This is a genomic window from Pseudomonas sp. ACN5, assembly GCF_002303975.1.
Lineage (GTDB): Bacteria > Pseudomonadota > Gammaproteobacteria > Pseudomonadales > Pseudomonadaceae > Aquipseudomonas > Aquipseudomonas laurylsulfatiphila.
In genome coordinates, this window is the sequence record NZ_MRCP01000022.1 from 25088 (window position 1) to 45267 (window position 20180).

The following is a 20180-nucleotide window of genomic DNA, read 5'->3' on the forward strand; positions in this document are numbered from 1 at the left end:
ACCCCTTGGTCATGCGCCAGCCTTCCTCAGGTGACGCAGATCGAAAGAGGCGCTGTGACCTCCTTCGTGTACAAATTCTGTTCTACCGACAAGCCCTGCATGAGGGCCTCAGGCATTCCGCAGAAGCCTCAGCCCGCATGCCATGGCACTACCGCCCTGATAGCAGGGCGGCTGCCAGCGTCTTGAACAAACCTTTCATGTCAGCCTCGACCGCGACGGCCAAAGAAGAAGGAAGCAATGAACATCACCAGGAACACGACAAACAGAATCTTGGCGATACCCGTGGCGGTGCCCGCGATACCACCGAAGCCCAGTACTGCGGCGATGATGGCAATGATCAGGAATGTGATTGCCCAGCTCAACATGGTGATTCTCCTTACGCTTCTATTTAGAGGTGTTGCGTTTCCCGGCACATCGCTGCGGCGGAAATTTTTGACCTAGAACACCCAGCGCTCCTGATGACGTATCTCACCTGCAGGCCCGGCCTGGTCGACGTCCATCATGCGCATCGGGGGGCTATCGGCCTGAAGACTGCCAACAGCACTGAAATGGGTTTGGGTCGGATGCTCAATTGACAGTTGTGGCGCTTGCGGCTGCTGACTCTGCTCCCAGCGCAGAAACTGTTGGCCGCCGATAAGGGTGAGCAACAGCGCCAGAACAGCAAACAGTCCTTGCTGAATATGCACAGGCGAGAGTTGCAGGTGGGCGGCACGTTGACGATTCATCCTGGAGCTCCTACCACTCGGGTCGGTATTCGATAGCGGGCGTTTGTTTTTGAATGCCCTGGTCAACCAGACAATTGCACCCCGCATGCCAGCATTGAAATGAATTAATTTCCTTTAATATCAACATCTTAAGATCATCAAAGAAATCACATCGTACGCATCCTGCACGATGCCACTTGTGCGGTCGTGCGTATTGCACGATCCGTTTGAAGGAAGGCGTAAATTTTTTGAATTGAGAGGAGGACGCAGCTGTCAGAAATACACGCTGGCCACTGTCGGAAACCGGTCATCTATATAAAAGAGCCGCGACATCAGCTGGCTAACCGATACATCGGATGAAAGCTACCCTGCCATGACAGGAATGGCTCAGAATCAATCATGCAACTTGCCCGATTTCTCCGGGACTAAATCAAGATCATTCATTAAGGAGCGTAGGAAAATGGAATCAGCCACTGAGCACCAAGGCCGCATTCTGCTGGTGGATGATGAGTCCGCCATCCTGCGTACTTTCCGTTACTGCCTCGAAGACGAAGGCTACAGCGTGGCCACCGCCACCAGCGCCGCGCAGGCAGAAGCCCTGTTGCAGCGCCAGGTCTTCGACCTGTGCTTCCTCGATTTGCGTCTGGGCGAAGACAACGGCCTGGATGTGCTGGCCCAGATGCGTATCCAGGCGCCCTGGATGCGGGTGGTGATCGTCACTGCGCACTCAGCCGTCGACACGGCGGTGGATGCGATTCAGGCCGGTGCCGCCGACTATCTGGTCAAGCCGTGCAGCCCCGATCAATTGCGGTTGGCAACCGCCAAGCAACTGGAAGTGCGGCAGCTGTCGGCGCGGCTCGAAGCCCTGGAAGGTGAAGTGCGCAAGCCCAAGGACGGTCTGGACTCCCACAGCCCGGCCATGAAAGTGGTTCTCGAAACCGCACGCCAGGTAGCCACGACCGATGCCAATATCCTGATTCTCGGTGAATCCGGCACTGGCAAGGGCGAGCTGTCCCAGGCCATTCACGGCTGGAGCAAACGCGCGAAGAAATCCTGCGTCACGATCAACTGCCCGTCGCTGACCGCCGAGCTTATGGAAAGCGAGCTCTTCGGCCACAGTCGTGGCGCCTTCACCGGCGCCAGCGAAAGCACGCTGGGCCGAGTCAACCAGGCGGACGGCGGGACTCTGTTTCTTGACGAAATCGGCGATTTTCCACTGACATTGCAGCCGAAGTTACTGCGTTTCATTCAGGACAAAGAGTACGAGCGCGTCGGTGATCCGGTGACCCGCCGTGCCGATGTGCGCATCCTTGCAGCCACCAACCTCAACCTCGAGGACATGGTCCGCGATGGTCGTTTCCGTGAAGACCTGCTCTATCGCCTGAATGTCATTACCCTGCACCTGCCACCGCTCCGCGAACGCCGTGAAGATATTCTCAACCTGGCCGATCGTTTCCTGGCGCGTTTCGTCAAGGAGTATGCCCGTCCCGCGCGCGCGCTAAGCGACGAGGCCCGGGAAGCCCTGTTGGGCTATCGCTGGCCGGGCAACATCCGTGAGCTGCGCAACGTGATAGAGCGCGCGAGCATCATCTGTCCGCAAGAACGGGTCGAGATCAGTCATCTGGGCATGGCCGAAACCCCGGTCAACAATGCACCGCGCATCGGCGCAGCGCTGAGCCTGGATGAGCTGGAAAAGGCCCACATCGGCGCGGTCCTCGCCACCGCCGACACGCTGGATCAAGCGGCAAAAACCCTGGGCATCGATGCCTCGACGCTGTACCGCAAACGCAAGCAGTACAACTTGTGAGCAATAGCCGATGAAACTGGCGATGAAATTGCGGACCCGGCTTTTCCTGAGCATCTCCGCACTGATCACTGTCGCCTTGCTCGGTCTCCTGCTCGGGCTGGTCAGCGTGATGCAGATGGCCGGCAGCCAGGAAGCACTGACCCGCAGTAACTTCATCACCCTGGACCTGGGACTCAAGCTGCGCCAGACCCTGGGTGATCAACTGATCATCATGCTCAGCGAGAAGCCTGACTCCGCCGCTTTCGCCGCCTCGAAGCAGCGTTACTTCCAATTGCTGGAGGAAGGCATCGCCCAGGAACCGGAGCTAAACGCAAGCGAGTACGGCTTCAGAAAAGCCAAGGCTGACTACGAGCGCTTTATCGAAGCTTATGAGGCGTCCCCGGACCCCTCGAGTGTGCTCAGCAGCCATGACAACCTGACGGAAAAATTCAACGCACTGCGCAATGGTCTGATCGCCGAGCACAAGCGCGCGCTGGATAACATCAACGATACCGAGCGCAAGGCCCGGGAGCGGGCACTGCTGATTGCAGGGTTACTTGCCCTGGTGGGGCTGGCGGTGCTGATCATCGGCTTCGTGACCGCGCAGGCCATTGCCCGGCGTTTCGGGGCGCCCATCGAAGCCTTGGCCAAGGCAGCGGACAATATCGGCCAGGGCAATTTCGATGTCACCCTGCCGATCTCCTCGGCAGTGGAGCTCAACCAGCTGACCCGGCGTTTCGGGATCATGGCCCAGGCGCTGCGTGAACATCAGGCCACCAACGTCGATGAGTTGCTGGCCGGCCAGCAGCGTTTGCAGGCCGTGCTCGACAGCATCGACGACGGGCTGCTGATGATCGACCGTCAGGGCCATCTGGAACACCTTAACCCTGTGGCCCAGCGCCAGTTGGGCTGGGAGTCCGATCGCCTGGGACAGGGACTGGGCACGGCACTGGAGCGCCCCGAACTCGATGAGCAACTGCAACTGGTGCTGCGCGGCGGCACCTTGGAGAGGGCGCCGGAGGACTTGAGTGTCGAAGTCGACGGCGAGTCGCGACTGCTGACCTATAGCCTGACCCCGGTCAGCCACACCCAGGGCCATATTCTCGGTGCCGTGATGGTGCTGCATGACGTCACGGAGCAGCGTGCCTTCGAACGGGTACGCAGCGAATTTGTGTTGCGCGCCTCCCATGAATTGCGCACACCGGTTACCGGCATGCACATGGCCTTCGGATTGTTCCGCGAGCGCGTACACTTTGCCCCGGACTCCCGGGAAGCCGACCTGCTCGATACCGTGAATGAAGAGATGCAGCGGCTGATGCAGCTGATCAATGACCTGCTGAATTTCTCCCGCTACCAAAACGGTTTGCAGAAACTCACCCTGGCGCCGTGTTCCATCGAGGCGTTGCTGGAACAGGCTCAGTCACGCTTTGCCACATCGGCCGAAGAGAAGGAAATCAGTCTGCTGGTGGAAGTGCAGGGGCCCTTGCCGCGTTTGCAGGCCGATCAGCCACAACTGGAGCGGGTACTCGATAATTTGCTCGACAACGCCTTGCGTCACACCGGTTCCGGCGGACGGATACGCTTGCACGCCCGGCGCCACGGCGATCGGGTCATCATCAGTGTCGAGGACAACGGCGAAGGCATTGCCTACGGTCAGCAGGGGCGGATCTTCGAGCCGTTCGTGCAGGTCGGACGCAAGAAAGGCGGAGCCGGTCTCGGCCTGGCATTGTGCAAGGAAATCGTGCAATTGCATGGCGGGCGGATGGGCGTCTATTCACGGCCGGGGCAGGGCACTCAGTTCTACATGGCGCTGACGGTTTAGATCGTGGTCACGCTTCGTCATCCAGGCGCCGACCGCCCGCCAGTCGTCGCCCCCGGGTGATCAATTCAATGAACTGAACCGCGCTCAGCGCGTGGGCGAACAGCCAACCCTGGCCGAACTTCACGCCTTCACTGCTCAGGAACTCGGCCTGGGCCTCATGTTCGATGCCCTCGGCAATCACCTTCAAATGCAGCGACTGGGCCATGTGAATGATGTGCGGGGCCACACCGCTGCTGGCGGCGTCATGCCCCAACGCATCAATGAACGCCTTGTCGATTTTCAGGCAGTCCACCGGCAGGGTTTGCAAATAGGCGAGGCTGCAGTAGCCGGTGCCAAAATCATCGATCAACACCTGGTGCCCGACATCCCGCAGCGATTGCAGGTTTTCCCGGGCCACCACCACATCGACCAGCCCACGCTCGGTGACCTCGAAGGCAATTTGCCGCGCAGCAACGCGATGCAGGGTCAGCAGCCTCGCCATCACCTGGCCGATTCGCGGAACCATCACATCACACGCCGCGAGATTGACCGAGATGTACAGTTGCGGGTTGGCACGCAGCAACTGGCCAAGTTGCTCGAGCAAGCGTTGCAAGACGAAATCCGTCATCTGGCGAATCTGCCCGGTGTCCTCCGCCATCGGAATGAACAGATCGGGACTGGTCAGGGTACCGTCCGGCCTGCGCCAGCGCAGCAGCGCTTCAGCCCCGACACAGTTGCGGCTATCGAGGTCGAAGATCGGTTGATACAGCACCTGCAACTCGCCCCGGCGAATCGCCCCGGCCAGTTCGGCATCCAGCGACTGGCGCTGTTGCACCAGCAGGAACACCAGGAACCCGACGCATATGCCCAGCGCAATGCTGGCCGGCACTAGCCACCACCAGACCGACGGGATATGCATGCCCGTACGCAGGCTGATCAACACCAATTGATACTCCGGGTTGTCGGTGGGCATGCGGTATATCAGGCGTGTCTGGGTGATCTGCAGCGCATCGCGATTTTTCGGGGGCCAGGCCTCGACCGGTGGCCAGATCTGCGAAGAGCCCAACACCGGAATCGCGCGCTTACCATGGTCAAGGACTACCAGCAGGCTGCTGCCCGGCGACAGGTCGACCATATCGGTCAAATGCCCGCGAGAGGTCGCGACCCGGAAATTCCCGCGCCCGAGCATCAGGGCGGCGCGGTTTTCATCGGGTTCGGTGGTGGTATTGAGCCAATAGCTGTAGGTCGGGCCTTTGATGTCTGGCGGTCGAATCAGCGAAAGCCCTTCCTGGCGAGGGCGATTGGAGCAGATTCGCGAAGAGTCCATGTAGGCGGCTTCGTAGACGAAGCGATAATTGAACGTAACCTGTTGCAAGGTCGCGATCATTTCAGCATCGCAACCACGCAACGGTTGCGCTTCAAGGTCGTCCAGGCTTTCACGCAGTTGCCCGAAGAGCTGTTCCAGGCGGGCGAGAAAACGCTCACCCTGAGCATTCATTTCTTCGCTTTCGTTTTGCTCGACCTGATGAATGGCGACGAACAGGCTGCCGGCCATCAATAACGTTGCACTCAAGACAGCCGACATCAGCCCCAGGAACCAGGGGCGATGGAACCAACTACGGAAGGTCTCTCGAGCAGCAGTCATTGCGTAATATCCGATGGATTACCAATGAGTTATAGCTGCTGATTGGGAAATAGCCCGGACCGCCGGGCGGGCGCCATTATTTTGTCTGATTCAACACCAAAAGCAGCGCGGCTGTTTGCGCATCCGGAGTGCCATCGAAGCGTGCCGGGCGGAAGTGCATCTGGAAGGCTGCTATCACATGGCGTGTCGCAACATCGAGCTCGCCGGTTTGTGGAGAGGCATAACCCAGGCGGGCCAATTGCGCCTGAAACCAGCTGATGCTCGGTAACTGATCGGCGAACAGCATTTGCTGGCGCGCGACCGCCTGTTCGTTCGGCCAGATACCCAGCCCCTCGGCAGCCAGACGCTTCCAGGGGAACAGCGGCCCCGGGTCCAGTTTGCGCAACGGCGCAATATCGCTATGGCCGATGATGTCGCGAGGCTTGATGCCCTGACGCTTGCTGATGTCCTTGAGCAATACGATCAAGGACTGAACCTGATCTTCGCTGTAGGGATACCACACGCGCCCGGTTGGAGTGTCCTTGAATCCCGGATTGACGATTTCGATACCGATGGAACTGGAATTCAGCCAGGTCCGGCCATCCCATTCGCTCTCCCCGGCGTGCCAGGCGCGAACGTTTTCATCCATCAGCTTGTAGATGGTGGCGCCCTTGTCGTCACCGATCAGGTAATGACTGCTGACCTCGCCGTGGGTCAGCAGTTGCAGCGAACGCTCCATCGAGGCGTTGGTGTAATGCACCACCACGAACTGCACACGACTGTCGTAATTGGCTGAAGGATGACTGGTGTCAAAACGGGGACCGCTGGCGCAGCCAGCCAGCAGAACAAGTGACAGGATCAGAGCAAGATATTTCATGGCGAAAGGCAGTACACACAAGACAATAATGCAACAGTGTAACGTAATGCCTTGCGGGTTGACGGCAATCGCCACGAATTAAACAAATATGGAACAAATAATGCTCAGCCCGGCTCCACGCGGTTGCGTCCGGCATTTTTTGCACGGTACAACGCCTGATCGGCTCTTTTAAGCACTTGATCGCTGTGCTCACCCGGCCTGAACGCCGACATTCCGACAGACACGGTAATGGTCACCGGCTCTCCCTTGAAGTGGAACGGACAGGCCTCGATGGAGGCACGCAGGCTTTCCAGCAACTTCAGGCCCGCCGCCGGCACTGTGGATGGCATCAACAGCACAAACTCCTCGCCGCCGAACCGGGCAATGAAGTCCGTTGCGCGAAGACGCTTGCGCAACACGCTGGCAATGATCTTCAGCACTTTGTCGCCGGCCAGGTGCCCGTAGTTATCGTTGATGCGCTTGAAATGATCGAGGTCGAGCATGGCCAGTAACAGCGTATTGCCATGTTGCTGCCATTGTTTGACTTCATGATCCAGGCGCTCGCTCCAGGCCGCGCGGTTGGGCAGCCCGGTCAACGGGTCGACCAATGCCTTCTGACGTTGCTCTTCAAGGTGCTCGCGGTAACCCTGGGCCTCCTGCTCCATATGGGCGACCCGCTCGGCCAGGCTGTGCAGGCGCGCAGCGACCTCTTGCTCGCGCTCATCGCGCTGTTTCTGGTGCTGGTCCATGGTACCCAGCAAGCCTTCGAGATGGTTTTCCAGAACGTGCTTGAGACCTTCCAGGTCCGCGGCATCCTGCATGCTGCTTTGCAAGCCATCAACCTGTTCGCGGATCTGCGTGTCCATCTGCCGCGCAGCCGAACGGTTGTCGGCGTGCCCTGCGGTGGCGGCCTGCAAGTTGCTCTGGAACGATTCGAGGCGCTCGTTCAGTCGTTGCAGGTAGGCTTCGAACTCATGCTGGCCGCTGTCGGTAATGGCCAGCATCAACGTGGCGAAGTCGTCGAGAATCGGTAGTAATTCGTACCAGTTCAACCCGTTTTTCAGACGATCGCGCATGGATTCGGCTTGCGGGCGATGACGCTCGGGCAATGTCAGGTCTTCGAGCAGCCCCAGCAGCGTGTGTTCGATGTGGCTGGCCACCGAGCTGTAGGAGGGCTCTGGGGTATCCGGGAGTGCGTAGAACGTGTCGTGACCGGATAGAGGCTGATCTGCGGCGACCACCTCCTCTGTCGGAATCGCAAGCAAGGCATGGCCATCCGGCGATGCTGGCACGATCAGCTCGTCGGGGTTCACTTGCGACTCAAGAGGTGTTTCGATGGTTTCCGGGGTCGGCTTCTCGGTCGACCCGGTTTTTGCCGCGCCTGCGATGGCGGGTTGAGGCTCCGCAGCCGCAGGTGCCAAGGCCACGACTGCCGGAGCAGCGCAAGCCTCGGCTGGTCCGGTCGGCGCGGACGCCTCTTCAACTCGCTCAGCCGTGGGTACTTCGCAGATTGCCGTCTCAATCGCGACCGGGGTCGGCTCGATAACCGCCACAGGACTCTCGGCTACAGGGGCCGCCGGCGCAGGAGAAACAGTCGTTGATGCCACCGTCTCTTCTGCTTCACGACCGCCGAACAATCGCTGCAACAAGCCCGGCCGACCAGGTTCGGTCGGGGTCTCCAGCTGGCTCAGGGCCTTGCCTTGCAAACCACTCAGCTCGCTGAGCAACAAGGGCATCTCACGCGCCTGACTGACCCGTGCATCCAGTTGCCTGGCGAAACTCTTGAGTGGCCGGCTCACATCCCGAGGCAGCGGCAATGTTTGCAGTTGAGTGACCAGTGCAGTCAGGGCGGCACTGGTCTGGTTGATCCGGGTTTCCCGACGCTGCTCGGAGTCGAGCACGGCTTTTTCCAGGCGCGGAATCAGCGCGGCCAGGCCGGCGTCCATGTCGTCGGTACGCACGACCTCGCGCATTTCCTTCATGCATTGGTCAACCGCGCGGTCAGTGCCTTCCGCCGCCAGGGTGCTGCGCACCAGTCCACGGCGCAGCAAGTCGAGCCGCGCGTCCCAGCGACGTTCGAGCTTTTCCTGTTGTTCGATGCTTTTGAGGTATTTCTCTTTCCAGCGCTGTGCTTCGTCGCTCATTCATGGGTTCCGCGAGGGGCAGGACTCAACGCGGGCAATGCATCGGCCGTGAGCGAACCCGGCAGACGAATCTCTACCGCGACCGGCAGGTGATCGGAAATGGGCTGTGCCAGCACCTCGACCTTTTCCAGGGTCAGGCTCGGGCTCAGCAGGATATGGTCCAGGCAACGCTGTGGGCGCCAGCTGGGGAACGTTGCTTCCAATTGCGGCGCGAGCAGGCCGAGATCGCGCAACGCGGAATTTTGCAGCAGGTCACTGGCATGGGTGTTCATGTCGCCCATCAGTACCTGGTGTTTGTAGTCGCCAATCAGATCGCGGATATAGGCCAGTTGCAGGCTGCGCGCCCGGGCGCCCAGTGCCAGGTGCATCATGACGACCACCAGTGCTTCCGGGCCTTCGCCGAACCGTACCAGAATGGCTCCGCGTCCCTTTGGGCCCGGCAACGGATGATCTTCAATGGCCCACGGGCGCAATCGGCTGAGCACGCCATTGCTGTGCTGGGCCAGGCGACCTAGATTGCGATTGAGTTGTTGATACCAGTAGGGGAAGGCGCCGAGTTGGGCCAGATGCTCAACCTGATTGACGTAGCCTGAACGCAGGCTGCCACCATCGGCCTCCTGCAAGGCGACCAGATCGAAGTCGCCCAGCAGATTGCCGATTTTCTGCAGATTGTCGGCACGCCCGGTGTGCGGCAGCAGATGCTGCCAGCCCCGGGTCAGGTAATGCCGGTAACGCTCGGTGCTGATGCCGACCTGGATATTGAAACTGAGCAAGCGCAGACGACTGTCTGCGGGCAGGCCCGTGGATTCCAGATGATGCTCGTTGACCCGCGGATCATGCAGGCCAACGATGCGTTCAGTACCCCATCGGCGCATGGCAGTGACTGCCCTTAGTTGGCGGCAGCCTTGTTAGCCGCTCGCTCTTTGTCGATCAGTTTGTCGGCCAGTTGCAGGGCCTGTTCGGCACCGCCGGCGGAGCCTACGTCAAAGCGGTATTTACCATTCACAATCAGGGTTGGAACGCCGGAGATCTCATATTTTTTGGCCAGTTCACGGGCTTGAACGACCTGTCCCTTGATCGCAAAGGAGTCGAAAGTGGCCAGGAATTTTTCCTTGTCTACGCCCTGGGTAGCCAGGAAGTCGGCCATATCATTCTTATCGGTCAGCTTCATTTTTTTGTTCTGGATCGCGTCGAACACCGCGGCATGAACCTTATGCTCAACACCCATGGACTCAAGAGTCAGGAACATTTGGCCATGAGCGTCCCAAGGACCGCCGAACATCGCTGGAATACGCTTGAAGTTCACATCCGATGGCAGTTTTTCGGCCCAGGGATTGATTGTCGGCTCAAAGTGATAGCAGTGCGGGCAGCCATACCAGAACAGCTCCACCACTTCGATCTTGCCAGGCACGGCGACCGGAACCGGATTGCTCAGTTCGACATAAGGTGCGGCGGGGGCTTCAGCGGCCTGGGCAGTCATGCCGAACAGGCTGGCAGCGGCAAAAACGGCGCTGATGATCAGATTACGCATGCTTCACTCCTGGACAAGTTTTTCGCCTCGCGCAACGTGTTTTCAGACAGGTCCTGGCGGGCTTGAGTTTTGTAGTGTAACGGCAGCGGCCACAAAAAAGGGCGGCCAAGGCCACCCTTTTTATACTCGTTGCAACGGATTAATCGAGCGTTAACGTTGCAGGCGATATTTACCCCGTTCAACGCCCGATCCGCCGGCCTTAGTGCAGGCCCTGGATGTAGCTGGACACCGCGGCGATGTCTTCGTCGCTCAGCCGCTTGGCGATGGTCTGCATGGTCTTGGCATCGCCATCGTTGGTGCGGCCGCCTTCTTCCTTGCGGAAATCGGTCAGTTGCTTGGCGATGTATTGAGCGTGCTGGCCACCCAGGTGCGGGAAGCCGGCGGCTGCGTTGCCGGCGCCATTTGGCGAGTGGCAGCCGGTGCAGGATGGCAGGCCCTTGGCCAGGTCACCGCCGCGGAACAGGGCCTCACCGCGAGCGACGACTTTAGGATCGGCGGCACCAACGCTGCCTTTCTGGCTGGCAAAGTAGGCGGCGATGTCCGCCAGGTCCTGATCGCTCAGGTTGGTCAGCAGGCCGGTCATTTCCAGAACGGTGCGCTTGCCCGACTTGATGTCGTGCAATTGCTTGGTCAGGTAGCGTTCACCCTGACCCGCCAGTTTGGGAAAGTTTGGCGCCATGCTGTTGCCATCCGGGCCGTGGCAGGCGCCACAGACGGCGGCTTTGGCCTGGCCAGCTTTAGCATCACCCGGTTGTACTGCCTCACCTGCAGCATGGGCTATGCCGGAGATGCCCACGGTCAACAGCAGACTCACGATCAATTTCTTCATCAGCTAATCCAACTACGGCTAAGGGTTAAGAGTTATGGACCGGGCTTACTCGCTCATCCAAAGGATGATGGCTTGGTAATCCTCGGCACTGCAGTCCATGCACAAACCACGCGGCGGCATCGCCTTGAAACCCTGGGTCACGTGTTGCACCAGCGTCTCCATACCTTTCGCCAACCTCGGCGTCCAAGCATCCTGATCGCCTTTTTTCGGCGCCATGGGTAGTTGGCCGGAATGACAGGCACCACAAACACGGTTGTACACAGCTTCCGGATCCTGTGTAGCCTGAGCGCTGTAAAGCGGCATCAAGACACCGGCAGCTAGCAGCCATTTCGTCATAAAACGACCTTTTCAGGGTTGAGAGCGTGCTGCGTTCTAGTGCGCAATCAAGGTCTGTCGCTCTCGTGAACTTCATCCTACGCTGGGACAAAGCGCACACAAAATCTGCGGCATTATATACTGGCGTCACTGAAACGGAAGCGACACTGCTTGCCGCACCCATTCCTGGCGCCGCCCACATCGGAAATCCCATGCAACTCAAGAATCCCATCCTCGGTCTGTGCCAACAGTCCACCTTCATGCTCAGCGCCGCCAAAGTCGACCAATGTCCGGATGACGAGGGCTTCGAAGTCGCCTTCGCCGGGCGTTCCAACGCCGGCAAGTCGAGTGCCTTGAACACCCTGACCCACGCCAGCCTGGCGCGCACCTCGAAAACCCCGGGGCGCACGCAACTGTTGAATTTCTTCAAGCTAGACGATGAACGCCGTCTGGTCGACCTGCCGGGCTACGGTTATGCAAAAGTACCGATCCCGCTCAAGCAACACTGGCAGCGTCACCTGGAAGCGTACCTGGGTGGTCGAGAGAGTTTGAAAGGCCTGATCCTGATGATGGACATCCGCCATCCGATGACCGATTTCGACCTGCTGATGCTCGATTGGGCCGTGGCTGCCGGCATGCCGATGCACATTCTGCTGACCAAAGCGGACAAGCTGACCTATGGCGCGGCCAAGAACACGCTGCTCAAGGTTCAGGCGGAAATCCGCAAGGGCTGGGGCGATCTGGTGACGATTCAGCTGTTCTCGGCCCCGAAACGCATGGGCCTGGAAGAAGCCTATACCGTACTGGCAGGCTGGATGGAGCTGGCGGACAAGGGTGCCGAGGTAGAAGCCCAGTAAGGCAGCGAAAGCTGTCTGGGCACTCCAGACAGCTTTCTGCAGGCAAAAAAAACCCCGGGCTTCATATGGGGAGGGAGAAGTTCCGGGGTTCAAGCTCTAGACCGCTAGGGCGGGGTCCAGATATCTGCCAACACTTAACACAACATAGGAGCATCGAAGGGCTTCACCAGCCATTCAGTACCTCTGAGTAGTGCTTCGCAAGATTAGTTCAGATTTTTTTCAAATAGCTTTGAAATAACGCCGATAGCCTTGCGGACTAAGCTGTTTGCACCCTTCTGCCGCGGCACCATGCCGCAGCAAGAACACGACATTTTCTGTAGGAGCGAGCTTGCTCCGGGCGGCGTTCCGACGATGGAATTTCAGTCGAACACGATGTGCCTGACACTCCATCGCGAGCGAGCTCGCTCCTACAGGAAGGCTCAGTGAGCCTCATCCCAGTTATTTCCAACACCCACTTCGACCAGCAACGGCACGTCCAGTTTCGCGGCTTCACTCATGTGTACGCGAATTTCATCGCGAACCTGGTCGACCAGGTCTTCACGTACCTCCAGCACCAGTTCATCGTGCACCTGCAAAATGACTTTGGCGTCGAGTCCGGACGCGGTCAGCCAGTTATCCACAGCGACCATGGCTTTCTTGATGATGTCCGCAGCGGTGCCTTGCATCGGTGCGTTGATTGCCGTGCGTTCGGCGGCGGCGCGCTCTTGCGGCTTGTTGGAGTTGATGTCCGGCAGGTACAGGCGACGACCGAAGAACGTCTCGACATAACCTTGCTCGGCGGCCTGGGCACGCGTGCGGTCCATGTACTGGCGTACGCCGGGGTATCGGGCGAAGTAGGTATCGATGTAGGCCTTGGCGGTCTTGGTGTCGACGCCAATGTCCTTGCCGAGCTTCTGCGCCCCCATGCCGTAGATCAGGCCGAAGTTGATCGCCTTGGCGCTGCGGCGCTGGTCGGAGGTCACGTCGGCCAGTTCGACCTTGAACACTTCGGCGGCGGTCGCGGTGTGCACGTCCAGATTGTGGCGGAAAGCGTTCATCAGCCCTTCATCCCGTGACAGGTGCGCCATGATCCGCAACTCGATCTGCGAGTAGTCCGCCGCCAGCAGCTTGTAACCGGCCGGGGCCACGAAGGCCTGGCGGATACGACGCCCTTCGGCCGTGCGCACCGGGATGTTCTGCAGGTTCGGATCGCTGGAGGACAGGCGCCCGGTGGAGGCGACAGCCTGGTGGTAAGACGTATGGATCCGCCCGGTGCGCGGGTTGATCTGTTCCGGCAAACGATCGGTGTAAGTGCTTTTCAGCTTGCTCATGGAGCGATATTCCATGAGCACTTTCGGCAATCGGTAGTCGTCTTCCGCCAGCTTGGCCAGCACCTCTTCGGCCGTGGACGGCTGGCCCTTGGCAGTCTTTTTCAGCACCGGCAGGCCGAGTTTCTCGTAGAGGATCACGCCGAGCTGCTTGGGCGAACCGAGGTTGAATTCCTCGCCGGCAATCTCGAAGGCTTCGCGCTCAAGTGCGACCATCTTGTCGCCCAGCTCGATGCTTTGCACGCCCAGCAGAGCGGCGTCGACGAATGCGCCCTGGCGCTCGATGCGCGCCAGCACCGGCACCAGCGGGATTTCGATGTCGGTCAGCACACTGGCCAGGCTCGGAATGGCCGAGAGCTTTTCGAACAGGGCCTGGTGCAGACGCAGGGTGATGTCCGCATCTTCGGCGGCGTAAGGCCCGGCCTGCTCAAGGGCGATCTGATCGAACGTCAGCTGTTTCACGCCTTTGCCGGCGATGTCCTGGAAGCTCACCGTGGTGTGGTCCAGATACTTCTGCGCCAGGCTGTCCATGTCATGGCGCGTGGCCGTGGAGTTGAGCACGTAGGACTCGAGCATGGTGTCGAAGGCGATGCCGCGCACGGTGATGCCGTTGTCCTGTACGCCACCGATGGCGCAGTTGGCCAGGATGTTCATGTCGAACTTGGCGTGCTGGCCGACCTTGAGCTTGTTCGGGTCTTCCAGAATCGGCTTGAGCGCGCGCAGGACCGTGTCGCGATCCAGCTGCTGCGGCACGCCGATGTAGGAATGGGTCAACGGGATGTAGGCCGCTTCGTTAGCCTGAACCGCGAATGACAGACCCACCAATTGCGCCTGCTGCGCGTCGATGCCGGTGGTTTCGGTGTCGAACGCAAACAGCTTGGCGTTGTTCAGCTTTTCCAGCCAGGCATCGAAACGCGCCTGATCGAGGATAGTTTCGTAGGCGGCTTCAGCAGCGGCGGCCGGTGCTTCGGCCTCTGGTTCGCTGAACAGATCGTTGGCCGGTGCAGGCTCGGCGGCAGCACTCAGTTCCAAGCGTTTGGCGTCGCGATCAAGGTCGTTCAGCCAGCTCTTGAACTCCAGCAGGCTGTACAACTCGTAGAGTTTCGCCGGATCTTCCGCGCCCATTTGCAGGTCGTCGAGGCCAATGTCCAGCGGTACGTCGACCTTGATGGTCGCCAACTGATAGGAAAGGAAGGCCATTTCCTTGTGTTCTTCGAGCTTGGCCGGCAGGGTCTTGGCACCACGAATCGGCAGGGTCGGTACGATGTCGAGCTGCGCATAGAGCTCGGTCAGACCGCCGTTCACACCGACCAGCAGGCCTGAAGCCGTCTTCGGGCCAATCCCCGGAACGCCCGGAATGTTGTCGGAAGAATCGCCCATGAGCGCCAGATAATCGATGATCTGCTCCGGAGCGACGCCGAATTTCTCCTTCACGCCCTCCACGTCCATGCTGCTACCGGTCATGGTGTTGACCAAGGTAATGTGACCATCGACCAGTTGCGCCATATCCTTGTCGCCCGTGGAGATGATTACCGGACGATCCGCCGCCGCACTGCTGCGAGCCAGAGTGCCAATCACGTCATCGGCCTCGACGCCTTCGACGCACAGCAGCGGGAAGCCCAGGGCGATCACGCTCTGGTGCAGCGGTTCGATCTGCACGCGCATGTCGTCAGGCATACTCGGACGGTTGGCCTTGTATTCGGCGTACATGTCATCGCGAAAAGTCCCGCCCTTGGCGTCGAACACCACGGCGAACGGACTATTCGGATATTGCTTGCGCAGGCTCTTGAGCATGTTCAACACGCCCTTGACCGCACCGGTCGGCAGGCCTTTGGACGTGGTCAGCGGTGGCAGCGCGTGAAAGGCGCGGTAAAGGTAAGAAGAACCGTCCACCAGGACGAGGGGGGCTTGGCTCATGAGCAGGATCAACCTTTTCGGCGGGTCCGGCGCTAGAATAGCGGGACCGTTGACGACAAAGGGACAAGGTTATCATGCGCACACTAAATCGCCTGTTGCTGGCTGGCTTGTTTGCAATCACTCCATTGACCGTCATGGCGGCGGATGATGCACCGTCGGCAGACCCGGATGTGACCATTCGCACGGAAGGCGATAAAACCATTCAGGAATACCGGCAAAACGGCTTTTTGTACGCCATCAAGGTCACCCCAAAGGTTGGCAAACCGTATTTCCTGGTGCGTGCGGATGGCTCGGAGGGAAACTTCATCCGCTCTGATTACCCGGATATGCTGATTCCGGCGTGGGAAATTTTTAAGTGGTAAGTCGTCCCTAACTTTAATCGGCGCTGGCTCATGAGCGGCGCCCGTACTGGCAGTTTAAACATGTCTGTGTTCACCCCCCTGGCTCGGCCCGAGCTGGAAGCTTTTCTCGCCCCTTATGGCCTCGGCCGCCTGCTTGATTTCCAGGGGATTGCCGCCGGTAGCGAAAACACCAATTTCTTTATCAGCCTGGAGCAGGGCGAATTTGTCCTGACCCTGGTCGAGCGCGGTCCGGTTCAGGAAATGCCGTTCTTCATCGAATTGCTCGACGTGCTGCACGGCGCCGACCTGCCGGTTCCTTACGCCCTGCGCACCACCGACGGCGTGGCCTTGCGCGAACTGGCGGGCAAACCGGCATTGCTGCAGCCACGCCTGGCCGGCAAGCACATCAAGCAAGCCAATGCGCAACATTGCGTGCAGGTTGGTGAGTTGCTCGGCCATCTGCACCTGGCGACCCAGGCCAACATGATCAAGCGCAAAACCGATCGCGGCCTGGACTGGATGCTGGAAGAGGGCACGCAGTTCCTCTCGCACCTCGGTGCCGAACAGAAGGACCTGCTGCAACGGGCGCTGGAAGAAATCACCCGACAGAAAGAAAAAATCCTCGCTCTGCCGCGGGCGAACATTCACGCCGACCTGTTCCGCGACAACGCAATGTTCGAAGGCACACACCTGACCGGACTGATCGACTTCTACAACGCCTGCTCCGGGCCGATGCTCTACGACGTGGCGATTGCCTTGAACGACTGGTGCTCGGACGACGATGGCGTGATCGATGGCCCGCGAGCACGGGCCTTGCTGGGCGCTTATGCGGCCTTGCGACCGTTCACCGCTGCCGAAGCCGAACTGTGGCCGACCATGCTGCGGGTGGCGTGCGTACGGTTCTGGTTGTCACGCTTGATCGCGGCGCAGGCGTTTGCCGGGCAGGACGTGTTGATTCACGACCCGATGGAGTTCCAGTTGCGCCTGGCTCAGCGGCAGACGGTCAATACGCCGTTGCCTTTCGCCCTTTAAAGGCTTCGCGAGCAGGCTCGCTCCCACAGGTTCACGGTGATCCTTGTGGGAGCGAGCCTGCTCGCGAATGGGGGCGCCACTTTTTTCGAATTACAACGACTCCAGGCACCCCGCCAGATCATTCCCCAATTTCTCCAGCACCTGCTCATAGCCCTGGGCAGTCACCGGCGTGTAACCACCCAACGCATCCAGTTCCGCCAGCTTCACCGGCAAGCCCGCCACCAGAGTTTCCGCAAGGCGCGGACGCAGCGGTGGTTCGCTGAACACGCAGGTCTTGCCGACTTCCTGCAAGCGCGCGCGCATCGCCGCGACATGCTGGGCACCGGGTTGCACTTCGGCCGCGACACTGAACACACCCACGTGCTTGAGGCCGTAGGCGTCTTCGAAGTAATCGAACGCTTCGTGGAACACGAAGTAAGGCTTGCCCTGAACATCGGCCAGGCGTTTCTTCAGGCGCGCATCCGACGCATCGAGACGCTCGTCGAAGGCTTTCAGGTTGCTCTGATAGCGCACGGCATTGTCAGGATCGGCGGCACTCAGATCCGCCGCCATTTTCGTGGCGATGACCCGGGCGTTGACCGGCGACAACCACAAATGTGCATCCAGGCTGCCTGGGCGATGATCGTGGTCGTGGTCGTCGGCTTCTTCGGCGTGGGAGTGGCTATCCTCGGCAAAACGGCGCAGTTTCATGCCTGGCAAATCCTGCACGGCCACGCTGGGCAGCGTACGACCATTGAGCACGCGAGGCAGGAAACCCTCCATGTCCGGGCCGATCCAGTACAGCAGGTCCACCGATTGCACCTTGCGTACGTCGGAAGGGCGCAGTGCATAGTTGTGCGGCGAGGCACCCGGTGGCAGCAAGACCTCAGGAATCGCCACGCCGTCCTGCACCGCTGCGGCGATCAACTGCAGGGGCTTGATGCTGGTAAGGACCTTGACCTCGGCCTGCGCCGGACCGATCAGCAGAAAACTTGCGAAAAATGCGACAAAGATAGAAAAAAGACGGGACACGATGACCACTCGAAGAGGCGAGAACGGGTAACATAATAACGTCTCTCACAAAACTCGTCGCCGCTCATGCTAAAAACACCGATTGCCAGCCGCCCCCACGACCACTCGCATTGCGTTCACAGCGCTTTGTCCGAGGCCGATGCCCTGTGCGCTCGTCAAGGCCTGCGCCTGACCGCATTGCGCCGGCGGGTGCTGGAACTGGTGTGGCAAAGCCACAAGCCGCTGGGTGCCTACGACATTCTTGCGGTTCTCAGCGAGCAGGACGGTCGCCGCGCTGCGCCACCGACGGTGTACCGCGCGCTGGATTTCCTGCTGGAAAACGGCCTGGTCCATCGGATTTCCTCGCTCAACGCCTTTATCGGCTGCAATCACCCGGAACATGCACACCAGGGTCAGTTCCTGATCTGCCGTGTGTGCCACGCCGCCATCGAGCTCGAGCAAAAATCCATCAGCGACGCGATCATCGCCAGCGCCAGGGATGTCGGGTTTATCGTCGAAGGCCAGACCGTCGAAGTGGTCGGTCTGTGCTCGGGTTGCCAGGGGGCTTGATGAGCAACGCGCTGATCCGTCTAGAGCAGGTTGCCGTCACGTTCGCCGGGCAACCGGTGCTGGACAACATTGAGCTGAGTGTCGAGCCTGGGCAGATCGTGACACTGATCGGCCCCAACGGCGCCGGCAAAACCACACTGGTACGTGCCGTGCTCGGCCTGTTGAAACCGGACAGCGGCAACGTCTGGCGTAAGCCCAAACTGCGGGTCGGCTACATGCCGCAAAAACTCCATGTCGACCCGACCCTGCCGCTGTCGGTGCTGCGCTTCCTGCGCCTGGTGCCGGGCGTAGACCGTGCGATGGCCTTGGCGGCACTCAAGGAAGTCGGTGCCGAGCAGGTCATCGACAGTCCGGTGCAAAGCGTTTCCGGTGGTGAAATGCAACGCGTGCTACTGGCCCGGGCCTTGTTGCGCGAACCGGAGTTGCTGGTACTCGACGAACCGGTACAGGGTGTCGACGTGGCCGGCCAGGCTGAGCTGTACAGCCTGATCACCCGCCTGCGCGACCGTCACGGTTGCGGCGTGCTGATGGTCTCCCACGATTTGCATCTGGTGATGAGCACCACGGATCAAGTGGTTTGCCTCAATCGTCACGTCTGCTGTTCAGGCCATCCCGAGCAGGTCAGCGGCGATCCGGCGTTCGTCGAGCTGTTCGGAAAAAACGCACAAAGCCTGGCGATTTATCACCACCATCACGACCACGCCCACGACTTGCACGGCTCAGTGGTCAAGGCGCCCGCATCGGGACAACCCCATGTTCACGGAGATGGCTGCAAGCATGGCTGATTTTCTGCTCTACGCCCTGCTTGCAGGCCTGGCCCTGGCCGTTGTCGCGGGCCCGCTGGGGTCTTTCGTGGTCTGGCGGCGCATGGCTTATTTTGGCGACACCTTGTCCCACGCGGCACTGCTCGGCGTGGCCCTGGGCTTCCTGCTGGATGTCAGCCCGACGGTTGCCGTGACCGTTGGCTGCCTGCTGCTGGCGGTGTTACTGGTGACCTTGCAACAACGTCAGCCCTTGGCATCCGACACGCTTTTGGGAATTCTCGCACCCAGCACGCTCTCACTGGGCCTGGTGGTACTAAGCTTCATGCACGAAGTGCGGATCGACCTGATGGCCTATCTGTTCGGCGACCTGCTGGCAATCAGTCCAACCGATCTGGCCTGGATTCTTGGCGGCAGTGCGGCCGTGCTGGCCTTGCTGGTTGCATTGTGGCGGCCATTGCTGGCGATCACGGTGCATGAAGAACTGGCCAGGGTCGAAGGCCTTCCGGTGGCCGGATTGCGCCTGGCGCTGATGTTGCTGATCGCCGTTGTGATTGCCGTGGCGATGAAAATCGTCGGCGTGCTACTGATCACTTCGTTGCTGATCATCCCGGCGGCGGCGGCACAACGTCACGCCCGCTCGCCGGAGCAGATGGCACTGGGCGCGAGCCTGCTGGGCATACTCGCCGTGTGTGGCGGGCTGGCGTTGTCCTGGTTCAAGGACACCCCGGCCGGCCCGTCGATTGTGGTGGCAGCCGCCGCGCTGTTTCTGCTGAGTTTTGTTCTGCCCCGTCGAGGGGTGTAGACTTGCTCGT

General features: G+C 60.0%; 19 protein-coding genes. 8 read left to right on the plus strand and 11 right to left on the minus strand.

From position 1 onward, the window contains the following. Window positions 1-200: 200 nt before the first annotated feature. The gene (locus BSF40_RS28540; RefSeq protein WP_003177151.1) at window positions 201-365 is read right to left on the minus strand and encodes a DUF1328 domain-containing protein; all 165 of its coding nucleotides are present in this window, start codon (window positions 363-365) and stop codon (window positions 201-203) included. A gap of 72 nt (window positions 366-437) precedes the next feature. Then, window positions 438-725 carry a hypothetical protein gene (locus BSF40_RS28545; RefSeq protein ID WP_095967843.1) on the minus strand — a complete coding sequence of 96 codons (288 nt, stop codon included), beginning with the start codon at window positions 723-725 and terminating at the stop codon, window positions 438-440. A 439-nt stretch (window positions 726-1164) separates the two neighbouring features. Between BSF40_RS28545 and algB the strand changes: the two genes are divergently transcribed. Continuing rightward, window positions 1165-2511, plus strand: a complete 1347-nt coding sequence (gene algB / locus BSF40_RS28550) for a sigma-54-dependent response regulator transcription factor AlgB (protein ID WP_007969783.1) — start codon at window positions 1165-1167, stop codon at window positions 2509-2511. A gap of 10 nt (window positions 2512-2521) precedes the next feature. Continuing rightward, on the plus strand, window positions 2522-4312 hold the full coding sequence (locus BSF40_RS28555) for an ATP-binding protein (RefSeq protein WP_095967844.1): 1791 nt from the start codon (window positions 2522-2524) through the stop codon (window positions 4310-4312). A gap of 7 nt (window positions 4313-4319) precedes the next feature. On the opposite strand, the gene BSF40_RS28560 is transcribed toward BSF40_RS28555, so the two are convergent. From BSF40_RS28560 to BSF40_RS28595, 7 genes are all read right to left on the minus strand, one after another. Next, complete coding sequence (locus tag BSF40_RS28560) at window positions 4320-5936, minus strand: EAL domain-containing protein (RefSeq protein WP_095967845.1); 1617 nt, start codon at window positions 5934-5936, stop codon at window positions 4320-4322. Window positions 5937-6012: 76 nt separating this feature from the next. Continuing rightward, a complete protein-coding gene (locus tag BSF40_RS28565) occupies window positions 6013-6792 on the minus strand; it encodes an N-acetylmuramoyl-L-alanine amidase (protein ID WP_095967846.1) in 780 nt (259 codons plus the stop codon). Between the two features lie 104 nt (window positions 6793-6896). Continuing rightward, window positions 6897-8915 (minus strand): GGDEF domain-containing protein, encoded by a 2019-nt coding sequence (locus BSF40_RS28570; protein ID WP_095967847.1) that lies wholly within the window; start codon window positions 8913-8915, stop codon window positions 6897-6899. Next, complete coding sequence (locus BSF40_RS28575; protein WP_095967848.1) at window positions 8912-9790, minus strand: endonuclease/exonuclease/phosphatase family protein; 879 nt, start codon at window positions 9788-9790, stop codon at window positions 8912-8914. Before BSF40_RS28575 ends, BSF40_RS28570 begins: the two co-directional genes overlap by 4 nt. A 14-nt stretch (window positions 9791-9804) precedes the next feature. Beyond that, window positions 9805-10446 carry a thiol:disulfide interchange protein DsbA gene (gene dsbA / locus BSF40_RS28580; protein WP_095967849.1) on the minus strand — a complete coding sequence of 214 codons (642 nt, stop codon included), beginning with the start codon at window positions 10444-10446 and terminating at the stop codon, window positions 9805-9807. Between the two features lie 199 nt (window positions 10447-10645). After that, window positions 10646-11275 (minus strand): cytochrome c, encoded by a 630-nt coding sequence (locus tag BSF40_RS28590; protein WP_015092911.1) that lies wholly within the window; start codon window positions 11273-11275, stop codon window positions 10646-10648. A 45-nt stretch (window positions 11276-11320) separates the two neighbouring features. Continuing rightward, on the minus strand, window positions 11321-11611 hold the full coding sequence (locus tag BSF40_RS28595) for a cytochrome c5 family protein (RefSeq protein WP_015092910.1): 291 nt from the start codon (window positions 11609-11611) through the stop codon (window positions 11321-11323). Between the two features lie 191 nt (window positions 11612-11802). On the opposite strand from BSF40_RS28595, the gene yihA reads away from it, so the two are divergent. After that, the gene (yihA, locus tag BSF40_RS28600; protein ID WP_008018454.1) at window positions 11803-12447 is read left to right on the plus strand and encodes a ribosome biogenesis GTP-binding protein YihA/YsxC; all 645 of its coding nucleotides are present in this window, start codon (window positions 11803-11805) and stop codon (window positions 12445-12447) included. Window positions 12448-12866: 419 nt separating this feature from the next. Here yihA and polA read toward each other — a convergent pair whose 3' ends face one another. Beyond that, a complete protein-coding gene (polA, locus tag BSF40_RS28605; protein ID WP_095967851.1) occupies window positions 12867-15671 on the minus strand; it encodes a DNA polymerase I in 2805 nt (934 codons plus the stop codon). Window positions 15672-15745: 74 nt separating this feature from the next. Between polA and BSF40_RS28610 the strand changes: the two genes are divergently transcribed. After that, window positions 15746-16033, plus strand: coding sequence for a DUF2782 domain-containing protein (locus BSF40_RS28610; RefSeq protein ID WP_095967852.1), 288 nt, complete (start codon window positions 15746-15748; stop codon window positions 16031-16033). 60 nt (window positions 16034-16093) lie between these two features. Beyond that, a complete protein-coding gene (locus BSF40_RS28615; RefSeq protein WP_095967853.1) occupies window positions 16094-17044 on the plus strand; it encodes a homoserine kinase in 951 nt (316 codons plus the stop codon). A gap of 90 nt (window positions 17045-17134) precedes the next feature. Here the strand turns inward: BSF40_RS28615 and znuA are convergent, their stop codons facing one another. After that, window positions 17135-18055: a zinc ABC transporter substrate-binding protein ZnuA gene (gene znuA / locus BSF40_RS28620; RefSeq protein ID WP_172435772.1), complete on the minus strand. Its 921-nt coding sequence runs from the start codon at window positions 18053-18055 to the stop codon at window positions 17135-17137. A 66-nt stretch (window positions 18056-18121) separates the two neighbouring features. Here znuA and zur point away from each other — a divergent pair, with 66 nt between their 5' ends. From zur to znuB, 3 genes are read left to right on the plus strand one after another with little or no spacing between them, the layout of a single operon-like run. Next, the gene (zur, locus tag BSF40_RS28625; RefSeq protein WP_007969799.1) at window positions 18122-18604 is read left to right on the plus strand and encodes a zinc uptake transcriptional repressor Zur; all 483 of its coding nucleotides are present in this window, start codon (window positions 18122-18124) and stop codon (window positions 18602-18604) included. Further along, a complete protein-coding gene (gene znuC, locus BSF40_RS28630) occupies window positions 18604-19389 on the plus strand; it encodes a zinc ABC transporter ATP-binding protein ZnuC (RefSeq protein WP_095967855.1) in 786 nt (261 codons plus the stop codon). Before zur ends, znuC begins: the two co-directional genes overlap by 1 nt. Then, window positions 19382-20170, plus strand: a complete 789-nt coding sequence (znuB, locus tag BSF40_RS28635) for a zinc ABC transporter permease subunit ZnuB (RefSeq protein WP_015092904.1) — start codon at window positions 19382-19384, stop codon at window positions 20168-20170. The genes znuC and znuB overlap by 8 nt, the downstream gene beginning before the upstream one ends. Window positions 20171-20180: the final 10 nt, after the last annotated feature.